The sequence below is a fragment of the Mesoterricola sediminis genome (assembly GCF_030295425.1).
GTDB lineage: Bacteria > Acidobacteriota > Holophagae > Holophagales > Holophagaceae > Mesoterricola > Mesoterricola sediminis.
Genome location: NZ_AP027081.1, coordinates 3,763,852 through 3,784,926, shown reverse-complemented (window position 1 = coordinate 3,784,926; position 21,075 = coordinate 3,763,852). Strand labels below are relative to the sequence as shown.

Here is a 21,075-nt window from a genome sequence, read left to right as displayed (position 1 = left end):
GCGCCTACTCGATGGGCAGGCGGCCCTGCGTCATGCGGATGATGGCGGGGACGTGCAGGTCCTCCTGGATGCCGGGCATCTCCCCGCTGGGGGTGGGGGCCTGGGGCAGGAGGCGGGTGGGGGTCAGGGGGGGCACGGCGTCCGCCTGGACGGGAGCCTCGCCGTAGACCCGGCCGCTGTCCCCGTAGGCCTGCCGGGGCAGCTCGGCGAAGCCGGAGCGGTCCTGGGGCTGCACCTCGACCACCGCCATGGGGATGGGTTCGATGGCGTCCTCGGGCTCCTGGAATCCGGAGGCGAGCACGGTGACCAGGGCGCGGTCCTCCAGCTCGGGGGCCTCCACCTGGCAGAGCTTGATGTCGGCCAGGCCGTGGTAGTGGCGGCTGAGGAAGCCCATGGCCGTCTCGACGGCGGAGAGCTCGACCCGGTCCCAGTCGGCCATGACGGAGACGATGACCTGTGTGGCGGAGCCGCGGTTGTCGCGCTCGAGCAGGGGGCAGTCCAGCGCCCGCTGGAGGGCGTCCAGGAGGGCCTCCTCGCCCCGGCCGGAGCCGGTGCCGATGAGGGCCTCGCGGCCGTTGCGGAGCACGGCCTCCACGTCGGCGAAGTCGCCGTTGAGGATGCCGGGGCGCAGGATGAGGTCGGTGATGCCGCGGACGCCCTGGATGAGGACGCCGTCGGCGACGCGGTAGGCCTCCTTGGCCTTGACCCCGCGGTCGCACAGGGTGAGCAGCTTCTCGTTGGACACGACGATGACGGTGTCGGCCGTGTTGCGCAGGTTGTCGAGGCCCTGGTTGGCGCGGTCGGCCTTGTTCACGCCCTCCCACTTGAAGGGGGTGAGCACGACGGCCACGGTGAGGGCGCCCTGCTCGCGGGCGCAGGAGGCCACGATGGGGGCCGCGCCGGTGCCGGTGCCGCCGCCCATGCCGCCCGTGATGAACACCATGTCGGCGCCCTGGAGCTGGGCCAGGATCTCGTCCCGGCTCTCCTCGGCCGCGACGGCGCCGCGCTCGGCGTTGCCGCCGGCGCCCAGGCCGCGCATGGACATGGGGCCGAGGGGGATCTTCACGTGGGCCCGGCTGAGCGCGAGGCTCTGCTGGTCGGTGTTCATGGCGATGAACTGGACGCCTTCGACGCCGCTCTGGATCATGCGGTCCAGGGCGTTGCAGCCGGCGCCGCCCACGCCGACGACCTTGATGTTGGCGCCGGGGAGGTGGACGGGGTTGGGAAGGAAGGGAATGTCGTTCATGGGCATCAGATCCATCGCTTGAGCTTATCCAGGATCCCTCCCGTCCGGGGGGCGCGGGTGGTGGTCTCGTTCATGCTGCGGTGCAGGGCCTTCACGGCGCCGAGGGCGTTCGTGTAGAGCGGGTTCGCGATCGCGTGGGACAGGCCCTGGACGCCGCTCACGCGGCCCAGCACGACGCGGGGACGGCCCAGGATGTTCTGGGCCAGGATGGGCAGGTGGGGCAGGAGGGCGCCGCCGCCGACGAGGTGGACGCCGCCGTGGATCTCGTGGATGAGACCGGACCGGCCGATCTCCGCCAGCACCATGTTGAGCAGCTCGATGGCGCGCGCGTGGAGCACTTCCGCGAGCTCGCGGCGGGAGACCTGGCGGCCCTCCTCCTCCAGGTCCACCATCTCCTCCGCGGGGACGTGGCCTGGAAGGGCGGTGCCGTAGACGCGCTTGATGCGCTCCGCGCGGGAGATGCCGCCCAGGTGCTTGGTGATCTCCAGGTCCTTGGTGAAGTGCATGCCGCCGATGGGGATGACCGCGGAGTGGAAGAGCGTCCCGCGCAGGAAGACGCCGAGGTGGGTGAGCTGGTCGCCGATGTCCACGACCACGGCCCCGTTCTCCGCGTCCTCGCGGCTCAGGACGGCCTCGGCCGAGGCCAGCGGCGAGTACATGAGCTCCGCGCCCTGGAGGCTGGAGAGGTGCAGCGCGCGGTTGATGTTCTCCAGCACCGAGCCGGGCGCCACGATGATGCGCACCTCGGCCTCGAGGGTGTCGCCGATCATGTTCACGGGGTTGCGGATGTCGCGCTGGCCCTTGATGTGGAACATCTGGGGGATGCGGTGCAGGACCGTCTCCTCCTTGGCGAGCTTGCAGCCGTTGGTGGCCTGCTCCATCACGCGGTCCCGGTCCTGCGTCGTGATGACGCGGTTCGCGGACGCGATGGTGATGGAGTCGCGCAGGTTCTCGCCCTTGAACTGGATGCCGTCCACGGCGACGCGGATGCCGTCCACGCGGGTCTGCCCCGCCGTGCGCATGGCCTCCTCCACCGCCCGCATGATGGCGGCGACCGTGAGGTTGATGTCCGTGATCTCGCCCTGGCGGATGCCGCCTTCAGGGGCGGCCAGGCTGGCTCCGGTCACGTTCAGCAGGCCGCCTTCCTCCTGGACTGCGACGACGGCGACGACCTTGCTTGCTCCGAGATCCAGTCCTAGCAGTACGGCTGGTTGCACCATGAGAATTCCCGTATCCTTGGTCCAAAGCATAACCGCGCGTCAACTGAATTTACAGGGCGGAAATCAGCGGGGGCGCGCCTGGGTCCGCGGCGGCTGGGCATCCATGGGTTCTCCGACCGCGATCTCGTCGTCCCAGCGCAGGTCGACGTAGCGCAGGGAGGCGAGATCCGGACGTTTTGAGAGTTCATTGAGGTACAACATCTGGAAATTTGGAATATTCTTGGTGGGTTCCGCTTTCGAGAGATAGATCGGCGCGTCAAGCCCTTCCAGGTAGGCGACGGGGCCCTTGGCGCTCCAGCGGAGCTCCGTGAGGCGGTCGTAGAATTCCTTCTGGCGGTTGCGAAGGCTCGTCGCGGCCCGGATGAGCTGGACCATGGGGCCGTCTTCCTGGCTTTTCGGGTCGGCGACGACGGGAATGGCCGATAAATCGACTTGATTGAGCCTGTCGAGCACAATGCCGTCGTCCGAGACGAGGTAGACGCCTTCCGGGCGGGCGAGCCAGAGGATGGGTTTTCGCTCCTCGATGACGAGGCTGAGGCGGTCGGGGGGATCCCTGCGGATGAGCAGGCCCTTGACCCACCGGCGGGCCTCCAGCGTCTCCCGGAGGCGGTCCGCGTCGAACCAGAACAGGGGCTTGCCCAGGCAGAGGCGGTCGGCGATGGCCTGGGCCTGTTCCAGACGCTCGCCCCGGCAGCCGGAGATGGACACCGTCTCGATGGTGAGCTTCTGGAGGCCCAGGAAGCGGTGGCCCAGCTCCAGGGCGGCGTAGGCGGCCCCGGTCACCAGCAGGGCCACGAGGGCCACCCGGGCCCAGGGCATCCAGGGACGTCGCGTGCGGGTGCGGGGGAGCAGGGGCATGGGAGACCAGTCTTACCAGATCTCGACCTCGGGTTCGAGGTCCACCCCATGGTGGTCCCGGACCCGCTCCCGCACCAGGGCCATGAGCTCGCCGAATTCGGCGGGGGTGGCGGCGCCCAGGTTCACGAGGAAATTCGCATGCTCCAGGCTCACCTGGGCGTCCCCGATCCGGGTCCCCTTCAGCCCGGCCTCGTCGATGAGGCGCCCCGCGCTGGTCCCCGGGGGGTTCCGGAAGATGCAGCCCGCGTTGCGCCGGCCCAGGGGCTGGCTGGAGCCCCGCCGGGACCGGCAGGCCTCCACCCGCTCCCGGATGGCGGCGGGGTCCCCCTCGGCGAGCCGGATCCGCAGGCCCAGGGCCAGGCGGTCCCCGGGCAGGCCCCGGCGGTAGGCGAACTCCCCGGGGGCGGGGGCCGCGTCCACGATCTCCCCGTCCGGCGCCACGTACCGGCAGCGCGCGAGGACGTCCACCAGTTCCCGCCCGTAGGCCCCGGCGTTCATGCGCAGGGCCCCGCCCACGGTCCCCGGGATGCCCGAGGCGTATTCCATGCCCGAGAGGCCCATGGCCGCCACGTCCGCGGCGAGGCGCATGTGGCCGTAGCTGGCCGGGGCCTCCACCTCGCACCCCTCCCGGCGCAGGACGGCGGGGAGCCGAAGGCGGACCACCGGGATCTCCACGTCCCCCAGGACCACCAGGTTGCTGCCGCCGCCCAGGACCTTGAAGGGGATCCCCTCCCGGGCGCAGGCGCGCACGAAGGCCGCGGCCTGGGCCTCCTCGACCGGCTCGAAGAGCCAGCGGCAGGTCCCCCCCACGCCCAGGGTCGTCAGGCGGCTGAAGGGCACATCCCGCCGGTGCGGGAGGGCCAGGAGATCGTCGGGCCAGGGGTTCACGGCACCTCAATCATGCCAGGAAGCCGCACGCCCTCCAGGGCCAGGAGGCGGGCCTTGGTCTCCAGGCTCCCGAACAGCGAGAACCCGCCGGGGCCGTCCGAGGCCACCACCCGGTGGCAGGGCACGAGGACCGGGAGGCGGTTGGAGGCCACCGCGCGCCCCACGGCCCGGGCCGCCCCCGGCGAGCCCGCCATCAGGGCCACCGCCCCGTAGGTGAGGGTCTGCCCCGGGCGGGTGGCGAGCAGGACCTCCGCCACCCGGCGCTGGAAGGGCGTCAGGCCCTCCAGGTCCAGGGGGATCCCGTCGAGCCCGTCCCCGGCCCCGGCGAGATGGTCCGCCAGGCGCCGCGCCGCCTCCGCCACGAAGGGCGGGGGCGGGTCCCCGGGGCCGGGTTCCACCCCGAAGGAGAGCGAGCGGATCCCCCGGGAGGTCCATCGGATCCGGCAGGGGCCCAGGGCGGTGGGCAGGTCCAGGAAGCGCTCCATGGGGTTAGGATGGCACATATGCGCTGGATCGGCCTGGACCACGGAACCAAGAACATCGGCATCGCCTTCACGGACGAACTGGAGATCCTGGCCTCCCCCTTCGAGGTGTGGCCGAACCAGGGCGAGCCCACCCTGGCGAAGCTGGCGCGGCTGGCCCGGGAGGAGGGGGCCCAGGCGCTCCTGGTGGGCCTCCCCGTCCACAAGGACGGCGCCGAGAGCGCCACGGCCCCTCTGGCCCGGGCCTTCGGGGAGGACTTGGCCGCGCGCACCGGCCTGCCCCTGGTGTTCTGGGACGAGCGCCTCACCAGCGTGGAGGCGGAGCGCCTCCTGGCCGCCCGGGGGGTGAAACCCCGGGATCGAAAGGCTCGCTTGGACGCCGCTGCGGCCGCTGTCATGCTGAATGATCTGATCGAGACCCGCCGGACCCGTGGGATCCCCGCCAACCGGCTGGACTGAGCGAGGGACCATGGACGAAGGGACCGCCTCCCTGGGGGCTTGTCTGGATTGCGGCGCCGAACTGCACGGCCGCTACTGCTCCGCCTGCGGCCAGCGCGGGGGCCCCCGCGACCTGCGGCTCCTGCACGTGCTGGAGGAGATGGTCCACGACCTCTCCCATTTCGACGGGCGCCTCCTGCGCACCCTGCGGCTGATGCTGCTCCGCCCGGGCCAGGTCACGGCCGAGTACCTCGCCGGACGCCGGACCCGCCACGTTCCGCCCTTCCGCCTCTACGTCTTCATCAGCTTCGTCCTCTTCCTCCTCCTGGGCTTCGCCCCCGCGCGGAAGGGGGCCCCCGCGGCCCACGGCCCGGCCGCGGTGCGTGTCGCCGAGGACGTGCCCGTGGATGCGGACATCCGCGTGGAGGGCATCCCCCACGCCGAGCAGCTCCGCAAGGGCGTCCTCTGGGCCAAGGAGGACCCCCGCGCCTTCCGGGAGGCGCTCCTCCACTGGACCTCCCGGGCCATGTTCGTGCTCCTGCCCACCTTCGCGGCCCTGCTGTTCCTGGCCTTCTTCCGGTCCCGGCGCTACTTCGTGGAGCACGTGATCTTCTCCCTGCACGTCCACGCCTTCGCGTTCTCCGTCTTCATCCTGCAGCGGCTGCTCGACCTGGTCCCCTGGGAACCCGCGGGGAGCGCGGGGAGCTGGCTGATCCTGGCCCTGCCGGTGCACCTGGGCCTGGCCATGAAGCGCGTCTACGGGGGTCCCGCCTGGAAGATCGTCCTGAAGGGGGCCCTGATCTCCGCCGCCTACCTGATCCTCGTCCTCGTGGTCCTCTTCGGGGCCCTGCTCTGGGTGCTGGACCACGGCGGCCACTGACGGAAACGCCCGTCCCGCCGGAGCGGGACGGGCGTTCCGGCCGCGGGCCGGACCCGGGTCAGGGGGCCATCGTGGTGATCTGGAGGCTGGGGCTGCTGCCCCACCCGTCCGTGAGGGTGACGACCCGCAGGCCGTCCCCGCTCACCTTCATGCCCGAGCTGCGGATGGGCGAACCGGTGTTCACCAGCTTCATGGCCTTGAGCTGCACGCCGGCCGCGTTGTAGATCCAGAAGTCGTACGGGGAGGCCGATTCGGACAGGCAGAAGATCCGGCCGTCCTTGGCCACCTCCACGTTGCCGGGGTAGGCGGCGCCGGGCAGGGTCTGCACGAGGGGCATCAGGATGTCGGTCCCGGTCGTGTCGAAGACGTAGAAGTCGTAGGGGGCCGCGAAGGCCGCGTAGAACCGGGACCCGTCGGCGTTGAAGGCGTAGTCCGCGGTGTTCCAGGCCGTGCCGTTGGGCCAGCGGCCCATTCCGAGGAGGAGCTTCCCGCCGCCCAGGGCGGTGTAGTCGAGGCTGTAGACGGAACTGTCCAGCGACATCAGGCCGCCCTGGAGGCTGGCGGAGACGGGCGCGCTGGAGGAGAGCCGGTCGGCGGCCTGGCCCAGGGCGGCGCCCGTCAGCGCGTCGAACACCGTGCCGGTGCCCGTGAGGAGGACGAGATGCCCGTTGGCGCGGGCGCAGGCGAGGTGGGGCCCCGCGGTGGCGCCCACGGCCCAGGAGGCCTCCACGGTCCCCGCGGGCAGGGCCACGCGGGCGATCCTGAAGTTGGTGGCGTCGGAGACGAAGAGCTTCGAGCCGTCCGGGGCCACGGCCAGGTGCCGGATCTGGGCCCCCAGGGAGGCCAGGGTGGCGACCTTGGCGTTGGTGTGGACGTTCCACACCTCCACGTCGGAGCCCCCGGTGGCCACATAGACATAGGGGCGGACGGGGTCCGTGGCGAGCTCCACGCCCGCCGTGAGGTACTGGGACAGGGCCGCCGGCGCGGTGCCGCCCACCCAGCATCCGACCTGGATGCGTTCGGCGCCTTCGACGGTCGGATCCGCCGCGGTCAGGGTCACCGTCGCGAGGTGGATCTGCCCCGCGGCCAGGCCCGCCGGGTTCGCCACGAGGGTGACGGTCCCGCCCGCGGTGCCGGAGGGGGTCACGGCCAGCCACGGCTGGTCGGAGACCGCGGTCCAGGCGGTGGGCAGGCCCAGGTTGTCGCGGACGGGGATGGCCCGGGTGAGGGCCGTGAGCCCGGGCATGGAGGCGAAAGCCGCCCCGGTGTCCTGGGCCAGGAGCCGGTGCGCCTCCAGGTTGAGGTCCACGGGGACGGCGGCGGTGAGGACATCGCCGTTGACGGTGGCGTTGACGGTGATGGACCCGGTGTAGGTGCCCGCCGTCAGACCCGCCGCGACCGGCGCGACGCTGACGGCCGCGGGGGTGGCGGAGGCGCTGCCGGCCTTGGCCGCGGGCGCGATCCAGGGTTGGCTGGCCGTGAGGGTCCAGGGGAAGGCGGCCGCGCCGGTGCCGAGGGCCACCTGGAGGGTCTGGGCCGAGAGGTCCCGGCCGTTGGCGCCGCCCAGGGTGAGGCTGGCCGGGGTCACGGAGAGGGCGGGCCGCGCCAGGGCCAGGGTCACCGGCACCGTCCGGGTGAGGGTGGTCCCGCCGGCGACGGCGCTGAGGGTGATGGTGCCCGCGTAGGACCCGCTGGCGAGGGGCCCCCGGGAGGGATCGGCGGTCACGGCCAGGGACCCGGGCGTCGTCCCCGAGGTGCGGTCCAGCACGATCCAGCTGTCCGAGGCCGAGGCGGTCCAGGCCACGGCGGCCCCGCTGGTGAGGGTGACCGGGAGGGACTGGGGGGCCAGGGCGGTGCCGTTGGTGCCGGAGAAGGCGAGGGCGGCGGCGGGCGCCTGCAGGGCGGGGGCGTTGACCGTGAGCTTCACGGCGAGCGTGGCCTTGTCCGTGCCCCCGGTGTGGGCGAGGATGACGGTGCCCGTGTAGGTGCCCGCGGGGAGCCCGGTGGGATCGGCGGAGACGGAGAGGGTGGCGGGGGTGACCCCCGACGCGGCGCCCAGCTTGATCCAGCTCTGGTCGGCCGAGGCGGTCCAGGGCAGGGCCTCGCCGGTGACGGCGACCTGGGCGGCCGCGGGCGGCGTCCCGCCCTGGATGAAGTCGAAGGCGAGGGACGAGGTGTTCGTGCCCACCTCCGACGTCACCTTGTAGGTGACCGGGATGTCCTGGGCGTCGATGACGCTCTGGTCGGCCTTGCCGATCCCGGCCCGCAGGGTGCAGGTGTAGGTGCCGGCGGGAAGCCCCGTGGTGTTCACGTGGACCGACAGGGTCCAGGCGCGGCCCGAGCCGGTGAGGGTCGGAGTGTCCATCCACGCGGGCGGGGTGCCCACGAATCCCGCGGCCACGTAGGCCGCCTCGGAGGTGGTGAAGGTCATCGTGACCGCCTGCGCCGCCGGCGCGGCCTTCCCCTGCACGCCGTTGAAGGTGAGGGAGGCCGGCGTGACCTTGAAGCCGCTGCCGCCCCCGGAGCCGCCCCCGCCGCAGGCGGAGAGGAACAGGCACAGAAGGGCGAGGGCGGCACAGGCCAGGCGCTGGCGCATGGAGACTCCGGAGCAGGGCCTCCCCCGCGATCAGGGGCAATCCGGACTGGAAGGGGAGGGATGACCGGTCATTCTCGCAGGTCCCGCCACGCCCGTCCGTCCTGATTCATGCCCTGCGTCACAACCGGGGCGCCTCGGGGGCCCGGCCCCGGCGGCCGCCGTAGCGCAGCTTCGCGACGAGGATGGACAGGGCCAGGGCCAGCGTCACCGCGTTGGCCACGGCCACGGGGGCCGAGCGGATCCAGAGGCCGTACACGAGCCAGAGGAACACGCCGGAGGTCATCATGGAGTACATGGCCAGGCTGAGGTCCTGGACGGAGCGGGTGCGCCAGGCCTTGATGACCTGGGGGAGGAAGCTACCGGTGGTGAGGAAGGCGGCGAGGTATCCGACGAATTCGGCCATGGCTGGCTCCAGGGTTCACGCCCAAGGTAGGCGGCGCGGATTCCGGCGCCATCCGCTGTTTTGATGAAAGTTGATGAGTACCGGGGCCTCAGGCGCCCAGTCGTACGATGCGTCCGCAGCGCTCGGCCAGGGCCGGGTTGTGGGTCACCAGCAGCGTGGTGGGCCGCAACTCGCGATGGAGCTTGAGGAGGAACTCGAAGACCTCCAGGGCGGTCTCCGGGTCGAGGTTGCCGGTCGGCTCATCCAGGAGCCAGAGGCCCGGCCGCCGCACCAGGGCCCGGGCGAGGCCGGCCCGCGCGGCCTGGCCTCCCGACAGGGTCGAGGGCAGCCGGCCCCCGAGGCCGCCGAGGCCGACGGTCTCCAGCAGCTCCTCCACCCAGGCGTGGCCGCCGGGCTCGGGGCCGCCCGCGATCCGCAGGGGCATGAGGAGGTTCTCCTCCACGGTGAACTCGGGCAGCAGGTGCGGCTGCTGGAAGGCCAGCCCCACGTGGGCGCGCCGGAAGAGGGCCGACGCCTCGGGCCGGCCCATGGGGACCTCCTGCCCGCCGGCGTTGATGGAGCCGCCCTCCCAGCGGTCCAGGCCCGCGATGCAGTTGAGGAGCGTGGTCTTGCCCACGCCCGAGACGCCCATGACGGCGCAGAGCGAGCCGGCCTCGACCTCCAGCGAGAACCCGTCGAACACGGGGTGCTCCGCCCCCGCGTAGGTCTTGTGGAGGTCGCGGATGCTCAGGGCGAGGCCGCTCATGCCATGCGCCCCACGAGCTTCCAGTAGAGCTCGAAAGTGGCGAGCGCATCCCCGAGGGCGGTATGCCGCTTCTCCTCGGGGACCTCGATGCCGAAGTGGGCGAACAGGCTCGAGGAGCCGAGGTCCTCCAGGGGAAGGCGGCCCGCGTCCCGCAGGGCGGCGGCGATCGCGTGGGTGTCCACCGTGCGGTGCCCGAACCGGGACTCGAAGGGGATCCCGAGCCCCTCCCAGAACGTCTCCAGGAAGGCCTGGTCGAAGGCCACGTTGTGGCCCGCCAGGATCACGGGCTTGCAGCGGTGCGGGAAGTGCTGGTCGAGGAAGACGCCCATCACGTCCATCGCCATCCGCGGCTCGAGGGCCGCCTCGGCGTGGCGGACCAGGTCGATGCGGTTGACCCGCATCCCGCCCGCGGACACGACGAAGGGCTCGTGGCGGATGAGCACCTCCAGGCTGTTGATGACCTTCGGGCCGTCGCCCACGACGAAGGCCACGCTCAGGAGGCTGTGCTTCCGGGGGTCGACGCCGCCGGTCTCGGTGTCCACGAAGAGGAGGGGCTGGGCCATGTCAGGTCTCGGTTCACTGGGCCCGGAGGGCGTCCACGGGGTCCACGGACGCCGCCCGGCGCGCGGGGTAGCGGCTCGCCGCCCACGCGACGAGGAGGGGGAAGGCCGCCACCACCAGGATGTCCGTCACCGAGAGCCGCAGGGGCACGTAGGTGATGAAGTCGTACACCGCGGAGGGCAGCTTGATCAGGCGGTAGTGGTCGGCCAGGAGGCACAGGGGCACCGAGGTGCCGAGGCCCCAGAGGGTGCCCACGGCGCCGATGCGCACGCCCTGCAGCTCGAAGAGGCGCTGGACCTGGGCCGGCGTCGCCCCGAGGGCGAGGAGCACGCCCAGGTCGCGGCGCTTCTCCGTCACCAGGAGCACGAGGCTGGCCACGATGTTGAAGACGGCGATGAGGACGATGAGGCTGAAGATCGCCCCCATCATCCACTTCTCCACCTTGAGGGCCGCGAACAGGGCGCGGTTGGTGTCCCGCAGGTCCTGGGCGAACCAGGGGCCGTGGGGCTTGCCGTTGAGGCCGGCGAGGACCTGCCCCTTGACCCGCTCGATGGCGTCGACGCCGGTCGTCCTGACCTCGATCATCTCCGCCTCGGAGGTGGAGGCCAGGCGCATGGCGTCGTTGATGTGGATGATCCCCCAGCTCTTGTCGTACTCGCCGATGTGGCTCTCGAAGATCCCGGCGATCCGGTACGCCGCCATGCGCGGCTGCAGGCCGGAAAGGCTCATCTCCAGCCGGAGGAAGACCACGGCCACGGTGTCGCCCACGCGGAGGCCCAGGTCCTGGCACAGCTGCCGGCCCAGGATGATCTCCCCCTCCTTGAGATCCTCGACCCGGCCCGGCTTGAGCGTGTCGAAGATGCGGGAGGTGCCGTGCGCCGAGGCGGGGTCGACGGCCTTGACGAGGATGGGCGAGGGTGGCGCGTCCGTGGCGACGGGGCGCACCAGGCCGCGGTCGAGGCGCATGGGGTTGGCGGCGACGACGCCGGGCGTGCTGCGGATCTTCGCCAGGGCCGCGTCGGTGCCGGGAATGTCGCCGGACACGTGGCAGACCGTGAAATGACCCGTGGCCGAGAACAGGTTGCCCTGGATCTCCTCCATCAGGCCGTTGGCGATGGCCAGGGCCACCACCATCGCGAAGACTCCCAGCGCAATGCCCCACCGCGCGAAGCGGACCATGACCTTGACGAAGGCCCCCTTGGTCCGGGTGTGGAGGTAGCGCGCGGCGACGAACGACTCGAAGGTGGCCACTAGCGCTCCCGTTCCCTTTCGTGATCGTGGAGGAACCTCACGAGGATCCGGTCCACGAGCTCCCAGACCTCGATGAGCGCGGCCACCGACATGGCCAGGCCGATGCCCAGCAGGAGCCCGCGCCCCAGGGGCGTGTAGAAGAAGCGCGCCACCTTGGGCCAGGTCCAGACGAAGGCCGGGAGGCGGATCCGGTTGTAGGCCGCCAGCGTCCCGAGGAGCATTCCCCCCCAGAGGAGGTAGAAGAACCTCAGGCTCCGGCCGAGGGAGTCCATCAGCGGGGAGTACGCCCGGGTTCTGGCCATCAGTTCCGCGCTGCGATCTGGGAGCCCTTGGGCGCCTGGAGGCTGAGCACCTTCCGCTTGAGCATGGAGGTGGCCTCGGGCAGGACCTCCAGGGCCTTCTTCACCTGGGGGTCGCGGGCAGTGATGTACTTGAACCCGGCGTCCATGCCGAAGGCCACGTTCTGCATCTCCATGGCCAGCTGGTCGCGCATGTCGGCCTGGTTCTGGGGATCCTTCCAGTCCGCGTCGGAGCATTCGATCTTCTGCTCGTGCATCCAGGTCCGGAAGCGCGCCATGAGGGCGTCGTCCGGGACCTCCTGGGGACGGATCCCGCGCTTCTCCTTCTCCAGCACGGCGAACTTGAAGAAGGCGCTGTACCGGCCCCGCAGGTTGCCCACGAACGTGGTGAGCCTGCCGGCCTCCACTGTGAAGTCCGGGGTGATGCCGCCGCCGCCGTAGACCGTGCGGCCCAGGTCCGTCTTGTAGACCGGGCCCTTCTGGCCGAGGGGCTCCTTGGCGTCCTCCGGCAGGAGGTAGTCGTCGATGTTGTGCTGGTAGTCGCGCTGGATGCAGCGACCGGAAGGCGTGTAGTACCGGGCCGTGGTGAGGGCGAGGCCGCGGGTGCGGTTGATGGGCATCACTGCCTGGACGAGGCCCTTGCCCCAGCTGGTCTGGCCGACCACGAGGCCGCGGTCGTGGTCCTGGATGGCCCCCGTGACGATCTCGGAGGCCGAGGCGGTGGCGCGGTTGATGAGGATCACCAGCGGGAAGGATTCCAGGGCGGATCCGCGGGGGGTCCGGGTCTCCTGCACGTCCCGGCCGTCCCGGCCGCGCTGCGTGACGATCAGCTCGTTGGGTCCGAGGAGCTGCCGGCAGATGCCCGTCGCCGCGTCCAGGAGGCCGCCGCCGTTGTAGCGGAGGTCCAGGACGAGGTCGACCATGCCCTGGGCCTTCAGGTTCCGGACCGCCTTCTCGAACTCCTCCGAGGTGGTCTCCCCGAAGTCCTTGATCGCGATGAATCCGGTGGTGGGGGTGAGCATGAAGGCGTACTGGACGCTGTTGGCGGGGATCTCCGACCGGGTGATGGAGAAGCGGAGCAGGCCGGGGAAGCCTGCGCGCTGGACGGCGACCTCGACCACGGTCCCCTTGTCCCCGCGGAGCCGCTGGACGACGGCGTTGCTGGTCAGGCCCTCGGTGCTCTTCCCGTCCACCTCGCGGATGAAGTCGCCGGCGCGGATCCCCACCTTCTCGGAGGGGCCCCCGCGGACCGTGCTGACCACCACGACGCCGTCGGCCTGCTGCTGGATGATGGAGCCGATCCCGAAGAACGACCCCCGCTGGTCCTCGCGCAGGGTCCGGAACTCCGTCTCGTCCATGTAGTACGAGTGCGGGTCCAGGGTGTGGAGCATGCCGGAGATGGCGGCGTGGGAGACCTGCTTGGGGGTCGGGGGGTCCACGGACTGCTTCTGGACCAGCCCCATGATCTCCGTGAGGGTGTCGACGCTGCGCTGGCGGGCGCGCTCCTCCCCGGTGCGCCCGGCGAGGGGGGCGTACACGGCCGTGGTGCCCACGATGACCAGCCAGATCCAGCTCTTGTTGAACCACCGCGCCATGCCTGCGTCCCCTCAGAAGCCCTTCAGTATCGTTTCCGCGACGGCACCCATCCGTTCACGCCGGGCCCGGGTGGCCAGGATGACGGCCTGGAGGTCCCGGTAGGCCAGGTCCAGGGTGTCGTTGACCACAAGATAGTCATATGCGGGGAACTGCGACAGCTCGTGGCGCGCGTGATCCAGCCGGACCTGGATCTCGGCTTCCGGGTCCCTCCCCCGCTTGCGCAGCCGGGAGGCCAGCTCCTCCGCCGAGGGGGGAATGAGGAAGATCATGACGGCCTCGGGCATGGCCGCGTGGACGTTCCGGGCCCCCTGGGTCTCGATGTCCAGGAGGATGTCGCGTCCGGTCGCCAGGTGGGAATTGATCCAATCCTTGCCCGTGCCGTACTTGTGCCCGTAGACCTCCACCCATTCCACCAGGCCGCCCTCGGCGATCATCCGGTCGAACGTGGCCGTGTCCACGAAGAAGTAGTCCTTCCCGTCCACTTCCCCCGCCCGGGGGGCGCGGGTGGTGAAGGAGATGGAAAAATCAAGATCCGGCAGCTCCTGGACCAGCCGCTTGGCGAGGGTGGATTTCCCGGTGCCCGAGGGGGCGGACAGGACAAAGACATTCCCGGAATGACTGGTCAATGCACGACTCCAAAGGAACATCTTAGCCGCTTGCGGGCCCGCGAAGGCGGTTCCATACTTGGGATCCCTGACCGGCCGGACCTCGTGGGGCGAGGCGGCGGGGACGCCAACCCGGGGGTGACTGGTTTCGACAGGTTGCCGCAGGGGTGAGAGGCGCAGGCGGGGGTTCATCGGTTGGCCCCCTTATCAAGCCGATGAAAACCAAAACGCCAACGATAACTTCGAACTGGCCCTCGCCGCTTAACCGCGACGAGCGAGTCCCCGTGATCTTCCGGTAGCGGGCTCGTAAAACCTCCCGACGGGTGACTTCGGTCTGCCGAAAGGAGGGACGGAATGGATGGCCGCGACGCTCCCTGACGGCCATCGAGACCAGGGAGCACGTCCTCGATCAGGGTCGTCCGGTCCCCTGCAGAGGTCACGCGAACCGGACCAAGCCTGTAACGACCCTCCACGTCTCGCTTCTTGGACGCGGGTTCAATTCCCGCCACCTCCACCAATCCGCAAAATCCCAACCCTCATCGGTTGTGTGTCGCGGAACCATAACCTGTCGAGAACGACAGGTTATGGTTCAAAGTCCGCGGCGACAAGTTATGGTAAATTTCCGGTCCGGCAGGCGTTTCGGCGATAATTGGTGAATGTCGCCTCCAAAGCCTGATACCAAGCCCTCCAAGGCAGAGATGCGCCTCCTCTCCAAAGAATGGACGGAGGAATCCCAGGATCATGACCAGGACCTCCTGGAATTGCTGGCTTCCGTGGGAGTCAGGGCGCCCGATTGGTCGATTGCAGCCGACTGGCTGGAACCGGCCGTCCGTCTTGGAGAAGGGATGGAAGTTCCAATCAAACGGCCCGGGGAAACCGAGGTCTCCGGAGTCTATCTCTTCTACGATTGGACGCCATCGTTGGACCCGAGTGAACTCAGTGCTGGTCGAATTGTAGAAATACCACGGCATATCGTCCCTTTGTACGTCGGCAAAGCCGCGAACCTATGGAACCGCATGCAAGCGCACTGGGCCCGTCCCCAGGAAGGCGCCTGGATTACCACCTACTTTGAAGAGGTCGAAAAGGACCTTTTGGCCGGCCATTTGCAGGCATGTGCCTGGAGGGAGGAGGAGCGAGCCGGAATGGAAGCACGCTTGCTTAAACGCCTGCGACCCAGGTACTGCAAAAGAATGGAATGATCTGGCGGAGAAGGATTTATGGAATCGAAGCCTCAACGACAATCTGAGCCAGAGGATTCTGGACACCAGGACCCAGAAGAAGGGTTCACCTGGTCGCCCAAACCTCTCTCCGAGTTGACCCAGGCTGATGTCCAGCGCCTCGCGGCGCCAGCTCTCCGCATCTTCCACCACGTGGCAGACGCATGGCAGTTGAATGCGGATCAACGCCGTGGGCTCCTCGGGGCGGATTCGATCCTCGGAATCGAACAGATCGAGAGGGTCAGCCTGATCCTTGGAATCTACCGCAACCTTCACACGGTCCTTCCTGCCAGCGCGGATGGCTGGGTTCACCGGCCCAACAGCAATCCCAGGTTCGATGGGCAGAGTGCCTTGGCCTTGATGATCTCCAATGGCCTTGATGGGATTTGGCTGGTCAGGAACCATCTCGAAGCCTGGGCTCAAGGAGAATGAGGGGCTCCGGCGGACGAGGACCGAAAAAGGACTGCCCCCTTTGAACCATGGGGGGGGCCATCTCAGGCAAAGGTCCGAGCCACCGTTCCTGATTCCGGCTCCCCTGGCTCTCTGCCGTCGTGCCATGCCAGACTTGGGTTATTCGGTCCAATAGATCCGTAGGGTGCCACTATGCCTTCTCTGGCTTCCATCGTCCTCTGTCCCCTGGTGGCCCTGGGGCTCCTGGCCGCACCGCCCATCAAGGGGCACCAAGGTTTCCCGGACGGCACCCTGGAGGCCGTTTACGTAACCCCTGATCCCGGGGCCTGGCTCCCCGAGGACCTTGGCATGCCTCCGCACCCCGACAGGTTCAACGTGGCCTTTCAGCACACAGGCATCCGCGACACCCGCGGCGTCGACGTCAAACCGATGATGGCCATCACGGCTTGGAAGCTACCGGCTCCGAATGGGATAAGCTTGGAGGACTTTTCGGCCTACCTGCTCCGCCAGGTCCCCATGAAGAATCCCAAGAGGGAGATCCGGGATGGAAGGCTCTACGTCACGGGTACAGCGGAATACGGGGGCTATACCCACATCCTCCGCCGTGCCTTCGTCGTCAAAGGCCGGATCGGCCTGGACCTGCTTTGCGATTCCACCGACACCGTCTTCGATAAGGTCCGGGAAGACTTCGAGAAATGGGTCTCAACCGTGGCTCTTGAGCCCAGGATCGTGCCCGTCGACGTTCAACTCCCGGAACCTCCGAAAGAGAAGGGCAACCGCGTGGTTACGGCCTATACCCACACTCTGGAGAAGCAAAAACCCGGGGGCAAGCTCGAGGGCGACGTGGTCGCGATGTATGTGAAAGACGGCATGGCGATCTACTGGAACCGCTCCAAGCCCTATTTCAAGATCATGGTGGAGGGACGGACCTTCGAAGGTTTCAGCGGTTCCCCGCATATGGCCTTCACCGCCGACGGCGCGTTCCTCCAACTTGTCTGCGCAGATGCGGATGAGTTTTGTCCTGATCACGCCTCGCAGAACCCAGAACGGGTGCTCCTGGCCCATCGGGACTGGGAGTTCCGCTACTTGGAAGAGACCACCGGTGTCCCATTCCAGCTGCGTTCCTGGGCCGGGACTTTGGCGGACGGGACGCCGATTCTCTATTGGGACGTCACGCCGGAAAAGACTCCCGCTAAGGACCTGCCGCGGCATGTCTTCTGCACCCGATACAAAGATGGCGTCGTGATCGGCCTCAATTCCGTTGAGGAGAAGGCAACCACCCTGGCACGCGCGATGGACCTCGTCTACGCCGGCACGGCCACGATCCAGTTCTCGGGCCAGGCGTTTGATCTCGGGAAGATCCAGGAGCAGGAACGGAAGCACGCCGGCGCCCCCGCCCAAGGGAAGTCCGATTGACCAGCGCACGCCTTCCCTTCGCCACGGCTCGGGGGCTTCCTCACCCGATCCAGAGGAAGGCCACGGACAGCAGGAGCACGGCCAGCAGGAGGTTGAGGACCCAGCGCCCCGATCGGTGAGGGTCGCCGGGGGATGCACCCGGGTGGATCACGTCAGCTCCTCAATGGGACGCGCGAATGGGTTGCCCCTGGCTGTCCAGGAGGTCCACCGTGGTTCCTTCCCTGGTCACGGTGCGGGCCATGAAGACCTCTCCATCGGGTCCCTGGGTGGACGCTCCGAGGATCGTCAAGGCATCGCCGATCGCCAACGCGAGGCCTCGGCGCGCGAGCATGCCCTCCGGCCCGACACAGACGGTCCTGGACCCCGACGCCACGGTGAAGGTGAGCATCACCATGTTCATGGGCCCTTGCCCCCGGGTTTGGATCCGGGCCACCGTGCCCTGGAGGGTCTGTTCCTGGCTCAGGTCGTACTGCATGCGGGGCGGCTGCCCCGAGGCGGGAGGGGGAGGTGGGGCCTGGTGGGCGATGCCGAGGGTGCCCATGGACAGGACAAGGCTCAGAAGGGGGAGGTGTTTCATCTGGGGCTCCAGGCCGGAAGGGCCGGCTGACCTTCAGATGCGCCGACGGCGTTCGGGCGCTTTCCGGACCTGCGACGCCTGGGTGAACGTTGTTGATCCGCCGTCGAAGGGTGCGCCCGGACCGACGAAAGGCCGGATCCCCCGGCGGATGGGGAGCGGGAGGGGCCCTGCGCGCCTTCCTTCGGCGCCGGGGCGCAGGCCGTCGGCGGGCGCATGGACCTGCCCGGCGCCCCGGAGGGGGACCGCTTCCGCCGGTCCGGGTGGAATCCCACCGACCCGCCGCCGGATTCCGGATGGGGCCGGCACCCGGCTCCTGGAGGGGGACCTGGCCACCTGCTCGGCATGCGGAGCCTGGCCGGAGGGGCGCGAGGGCGCCTGGACCCGGGCTGCCCCGGGGGCCCTGGCCTGCATGTTTGCCCGTGAGCCAGCCCGTGGATCGCGGGCGGCCCTGCTCAGGCCTGGGCCGTGATGCGCCGGAGGTAGTTGGCCTGGCCCAGGTGGTAGGTCAGGTGGACGGCGAGCCGCAGCAGGAAGACATCGGTGGGGAATCGCTGGCCGTCCTTGGTGAGCGGGAATTCCTTCTGGAGATCGGCGTCGGTGAGGCGGGGCAGGACCGTCTCCACGGCCCGGCGGGCCTGGTCCAGCTCCCGCACCACCTCCTCGCGGGTTCCGGAGCGCCGGCTGAATTCCCCGTCCCTGTCCCGCTGGTAGCCGCTGCCCCCCAGCAGGGCCCCCACGCAGAACTGGAGGTTGCCGGCCACATGCAGCGCCAGGTTGCCGGCTGGATTGGCGATGCCCTGGGGCGCCCGCCAGAGGGCCGAATCGTCCGGGAAGGCTTCGATCTCCCGGGCGAAGGCTTGCAGATCCTTGATGAAGTGGGCCTGGAGGTGCTCGAGCAGGGGGTTCATGGTCGCCTCGTCCGGGTGGGGCCGGCGGACGCGGCCGGCGGCCCTGGGGCCAGTCTAGCCGATCCTGCGGCCCCCCTTCGTTTCAACCGGCCGGGCTTGATGCGGTCACCGGCCGGAAGCAGGGGCGGGCGCCTGGGTGGGGGCCGCCGGCTCCCGCAGGGCGAAGGCGAGCATGTCCCCGTGCCGGAAGCAGAGGAAGAGGGACTTCCCCACCACCTTGGCGGGCGGGACGGCTTCGTCGGGGATCTCGGTGCGGGAGATCTCCGCCCCGGTGGCCAGGTCCAGGAACTGGAGGATGGACTTCTTCCCGTTGACGGTCTGGATGACGAAAAGGGACCCGCCCAGGATGATGGGCTTGGAGTCGAGGAATTTCATCTTCTCGGTGGGATTGGCGACCCACAAACGCTCGCCGGTCCTGGCGTTCAGGCCGATGAGCCGGCGGTTGGTGTCGAGCACGCAGATGTCGCCGTTGGAGATCACGCCGCCGATCTGCTCGTGGAACCAGCCGTCGTCCGCGCTCGTGGTGTACTGCCAGAGCTGCTTCCCGGTCTTGAGGTCGACGGCGGTGACGAACACGGTGCCGCCCACCCCCACGATGGGCGTGACGTTCCGGCGGGTGAGATACATGACGGACTTGTGGACGGAGCGCTCGAAGGCGTCGGACTCGAGGGGGAACGTCCAGGCCTCGGTGCCGTCGGCGAGGTTCAGGGCGATCACCTTTTTGCCGGGGCCGGGGGTGAAGATGGCGAAGGCCTCGGTGAAGAAGATCCGGCTGGCGCCGCGGGTCTTGTAGGTCCAGATGTCCTTCCCGTCCTTGCCGAGGCAGTGGAGGGTGGAGGAGAAGGTCGAGCAGAAGAACTGGTAGATGCGGCCATCGAAGACATGGAGCCAGGCGCCCCGGGTATTTTCAATGGTCCAGCGTTCCGTGTTCGTCCGCATGTCGAAGCCGTGGAGCCAGGTGTCGCCGCCCATCAGGCCCATGCGGTGGTCCGTGTAGACGAGGAGGTCCCCGTCGCTGATGTAATCGTCCAGGTCCCGCTCGAAGGTGTGGTCCCACGTGAGTTCGCCGGTGGCGGGGTCCATGGCGGCGAGCCGCTTGTGGTCGCACAGGAGGATGCGCTCCCGGGTGAAGCCGGGGTTGTAGACCTTGAAGCCGGCCTCCACGAGGTTCTTGCTCCACAGGGGCCTGCGCCCGACTTCCAACTCGAGCGGATAGACCGGGTTGTTGTTGTAGAAGTCGTAGTCGGGGGGGGCGCTCCGGGCGGGGCTGGGGGTGTCCGCGCCGCTGGCCGCCGGGACGGAGACGGGCGGCGGGGCCTGCTTCGGGGCCGTGGCGCCAGGTTCCTGGGCCAGGGCGAGGGACGACAACAGGCAAAGCGTGGCCAGGGGGCGCACCATGAATCCACCTTTCTCGGTTCGGGTCAATGGGATGGGCTCCAGTGTAGACGAGGCGCCCGGTCCGGTCAGCCCCGGAAACGCCGCCGGTACTGGCCCGGGGTGAGGCTCGTCGCGCGCTTGAAGAGGCGGCGGAAGGTGGCGGGGTCGGCGTAGCCCACCCGCGCGGTGATGGTCTCGAAATCGTCGGCAGTAGCCTCCAGGAGCTCCTTGGCCCGGTCGGTGCGCAGGGCCTGGAGGCAGGCCATGGGGGCCAGGCCGGCCCGGTCGCGGAAGCGGCGGAAGAGGGTGCGGGGGCTGGCGTTCACGGCCCGGGCCAGGGCCTCGAGGGTGATGGGTTCGGCCAGGTGGGCGGCGAGCCAGTCCACGGCCCGCTGGACCAGGGGATCGGGGTAGCGCCGGGCCAGGGAGGTGAAGGGCAGCTGGGAGGTGCGGGCGCCGTCCAGGAGCATCACGGCGCCCACCTGGCGGGCCAGGGCGGCGCCCCCCAGGCGGCGCAGCAGGTGCAGGGCCAGGTCGGCGTGGGCGGTCATGGCGCCGGCGGTCACAACTCGGCCGCCGTCCACCAGGGCCTGGTCGGCGTCCAGGCGCACGCGGGGGTAGCGGCTCCGGAAGGCCTGGGCCAGCCACCAGGTGGTGGTGGCGGGGCGGTCGTCCAGGAGGCCCGCCTCCGCCAGGGCGAAGGTGCCGTAGCAGCTGGCGCCCACGAGGGTTCCGGCGGGCAGCGTCCGGAGCACCGCGACGGCGTCCCGCCACGTGGTCGCGAGGGCCTCGGCGATGCCCTCCGGCGATTCCGCGAAGAACCCGGGCAGAAGCAGGGCCTCCAAGGGCGGGAAGGGGCGGGGCCGGGCTTCGGTCGCCACCGTCACCGCTTCCGTGAGCTGGACGGGGCCGCCCCGGCTGGAGAAGAGGGCGGGGGTGAAGTCGCCGCTGGGCTGGAAGCGCTGGGCGAGCCGGAAGAGGTCCAGTGTCGTGGCGACGCTCGAGGCCGTGGCGCCCGCTTCCACCCACAGTGCGATCCGCATGGCGGCAGTATGGCAGGATCGGCCTTTTTTTGGGCGGAGCCGCCACTTCTGTCCGGAG

Annotated in this window: 22 protein-coding genes and 1 other RNA gene; 6 read left to right on the top strand and 17 right to left on the bottom strand. The window is 69.6% G+C overall.

Features of this window, described 5'->3' with window-relative positions; genetic code table 11:
* Window positions 1-4: 4 nt before the first annotated feature.
* The 5 genes from ftsZ to R2J75_RS16385 all read right to left on the bottom strand — a co-directional run bounded on the left by ftsZ (window position 5) and on the right by R2J75_RS16385 (window position 4,715).
* Window positions 5-1,246 carry a cell division protein FtsZ gene (gene ftsZ / locus R2J75_RS16405; RefSeq protein WP_243346533.1) on the bottom strand — a complete coding sequence of 414 codons (1,242 nt, stop codon included), beginning with the start codon at window positions 1,244-1,246 and terminating at the stop codon, window positions 5-7.
* Between the two features lie 5 nt (window positions 1,247-1,251).
* Entirely contained in the window at window positions 1,252-2,466 is a 1,215-nt protein-coding gene (ftsA, locus tag R2J75_RS16400) for a cell division protein FtsA (RefSeq protein WP_243329692.1), read from the bottom strand.
* Window positions 2,467-2,529: 63 nt separating this feature from the next.
* Window positions 2,530-3,324 carry a cell division protein FtsQ/DivIB gene (locus R2J75_RS16395; protein WP_243329691.1) on the bottom strand — a complete coding sequence of 265 codons (795 nt, stop codon included), beginning with the start codon at window positions 3,322-3,324 and terminating at the stop codon, window positions 2,530-2,532.
* Window positions 3,325-3,336: 12 nt separating this feature from the next.
* Entirely contained in the window at window positions 3,337-4,212 is an 876-nt protein-coding gene (gene murB, locus R2J75_RS16390; protein ID WP_316410634.1) for a UDP-N-acetylmuramate dehydrogenase, read from the bottom strand.
* Complete coding sequence (locus R2J75_RS16385; protein WP_243346537.1) at window positions 4,209-4,715, bottom strand: methylated-DNA--[protein]-cysteine S-methyltransferase; 507 nt, start codon at window positions 4,713-4,715, stop codon at window positions 4,209-4,211. The genes murB and R2J75_RS16385 overlap by 4 nt, the downstream gene beginning before the upstream one ends.
* On the opposite strand from R2J75_RS16385, the gene ruvX reads away from it, so the two are divergent.
* Both ruvX and R2J75_RS16375 read left to right on the top strand, forming a co-directional pair.
* Window positions 4,716-5,153 (top strand): Holliday junction resolvase RuvX, encoded by a 438-nt coding sequence (gene ruvX / locus R2J75_RS16380; RefSeq protein ID WP_243329686.1) that lies wholly within the window; start codon window positions 4,716-4,718, stop codon window positions 5,151-5,153.
* Window positions 5,154-5,163: 10 nt separating this feature from the next.
* Window positions 5,164-6,012, top strand: a complete 849-nt coding sequence (locus R2J75_RS16375; RefSeq protein WP_243329683.1) for a DUF3667 domain-containing protein — start codon at window positions 5,164-5,166, stop codon at window positions 6,010-6,012.
* Between the two features lie 58 nt (window positions 6,013-6,070).
* Here the strand turns inward: R2J75_RS16375 and R2J75_RS16370 are convergent, their stop codons facing one another.
* The 8 genes from R2J75_RS16370 to gmk form a co-directional block, all read right to left on the bottom strand.
* Window positions 6,071-8,608, bottom strand: coding sequence for a BACON domain-containing protein (locus R2J75_RS16370; RefSeq protein ID WP_316410633.1), 2,538 nt, complete (start codon window positions 8,606-8,608; stop codon window positions 6,071-6,073).
* 118 nt (window positions 8,609-8,726) lie between these two features.
* Window positions 8,727-9,011, bottom strand: a complete 285-nt coding sequence (locus R2J75_RS16365) for a SemiSWEET family sugar transporter (protein ID WP_243329679.1) — start codon at window positions 9,009-9,011, stop codon at window positions 8,727-8,729.
* Between the two features lie 88 nt (window positions 9,012-9,099).
* Complete coding sequence (locus tag R2J75_RS16360) at window positions 9,100-9,756, bottom strand: ABC transporter ATP-binding protein (RefSeq protein ID WP_243329677.1); 657 nt, start codon at window positions 9,754-9,756, stop codon at window positions 9,100-9,102.
* A complete protein-coding gene (locus R2J75_RS16355) occupies window positions 9,753-10,319 on the bottom strand; it encodes a 3'-5' exonuclease (protein WP_316410632.1) in 567 nt (188 codons plus the stop codon). Before R2J75_RS16355 ends, R2J75_RS16360 begins: the two co-directional genes overlap by 4 nt.
* Before the next feature lie 13 nt (window positions 10,320-10,332).
* Entirely contained in the window at window positions 10,333-11,568 is a 1,236-nt protein-coding gene (locus R2J75_RS16350) for an ABC transporter permease (protein WP_243329673.1), read from the bottom strand.
* Window positions 11,568-11,870 (bottom strand): hypothetical protein, encoded by a 303-nt coding sequence (locus R2J75_RS16345; protein ID WP_316410631.1) that lies wholly within the window; start codon window positions 11,868-11,870, stop codon window positions 11,568-11,570. The genes R2J75_RS16350 and R2J75_RS16345 overlap by 1 nt, the downstream gene beginning before the upstream one ends.
* Complete coding sequence (locus tag R2J75_RS16340; protein WP_243346542.1) at window positions 11,870-13,462, bottom strand: S41 family peptidase; 1,593 nt, start codon at window positions 13,460-13,462, stop codon at window positions 11,870-11,872. Before R2J75_RS16340 ends, R2J75_RS16345 begins: the two co-directional genes overlap by 1 nt.
* A 12-nt stretch (window positions 13,463-13,474) precedes the next feature.
* A complete protein-coding gene (gene gmk / locus R2J75_RS16335; protein WP_243329659.1) occupies window positions 13,475-14,089 on the bottom strand; it encodes a guanylate kinase in 615 nt (204 codons plus the stop codon).
* Window positions 14,090-14,202: 113 nt separating this feature from the next.
* On the opposite strand from gmk, the gene ssrA reads away from it, so the two are divergent.
* From ssrA to R2J75_RS16315, 4 genes are all read left to right on the top strand, one after another.
* Window positions 14,203-14,585, top strand: a transfer-messenger RNA (tmRNA) gene (ssrA, locus tag R2J75_RS16330).
* A 181-nt stretch (window positions 14,586-14,766) separates the two neighbouring features.
* Window positions 14,767-15,267 carry a GIY-YIG nuclease family protein gene (locus tag R2J75_RS16325; RefSeq protein ID WP_316410630.1) on the top strand — a complete coding sequence of 167 codons (501 nt, stop codon included), beginning with the start codon at window positions 14,767-14,769 and terminating at the stop codon, window positions 15,265-15,267.
* 18 nt (window positions 15,268-15,285) lie between these two features.
* A complete protein-coding gene (locus R2J75_RS16320) occupies window positions 15,286-15,717 on the top strand; it encodes an antitoxin Xre/MbcA/ParS toxin-binding domain-containing protein (protein ID WP_316410629.1) in 432 nt (143 codons plus the stop codon).
* A 327-nt stretch (window positions 15,718-16,044) separates the two neighbouring features.
* Window positions 16,045-17,112 (top strand): hypothetical protein, encoded by a 1,068-nt coding sequence (locus R2J75_RS16315; protein WP_316410628.1) that lies wholly within the window; start codon window positions 16,045-16,047, stop codon window positions 17,110-17,112.
* Between the two features lie 160 nt (window positions 17,113-17,272).
* Here the strand turns inward: R2J75_RS16315 and R2J75_RS16310 are convergent, their stop codons facing one another.
* The 4 genes from R2J75_RS16310 to R2J75_RS16295 form a co-directional block, all read right to left on the bottom strand.
* On the bottom strand, window positions 17,273-17,689 hold the full coding sequence (locus tag R2J75_RS16310) for a hypothetical protein (RefSeq protein WP_316410627.1): 417 nt from the start codon (window positions 17,687-17,689) through the stop codon (window positions 17,273-17,275).
* Between the two features lie 452 nt (window positions 17,690-18,141).
* A complete protein-coding gene (locus tag R2J75_RS16305; RefSeq protein ID WP_243329654.1) occupies window positions 18,142-18,597 on the bottom strand; it encodes a DinB family protein in 456 nt (151 codons plus the stop codon).
* A 105-nt stretch (window positions 18,598-18,702) separates the two neighbouring features.
* Window positions 18,703-19,995, bottom strand: coding sequence for a PQQ-binding-like beta-propeller repeat protein (locus R2J75_RS16300; RefSeq protein WP_316410626.1), 1,293 nt, complete (start codon window positions 19,993-19,995; stop codon window positions 18,703-18,705).
* Window positions 19,996-20,060: 65 nt separating this feature from the next.
* Window positions 20,061-21,017: a GlxA family transcriptional regulator gene (locus R2J75_RS16295; protein WP_316410625.1), complete on the bottom strand. Its 957-nt coding sequence runs from the start codon at window positions 21,015-21,017 to the stop codon at window positions 20,061-20,063.
* Between the last annotated feature and the right edge of the window lie 58 nt (window positions 21,018-21,075).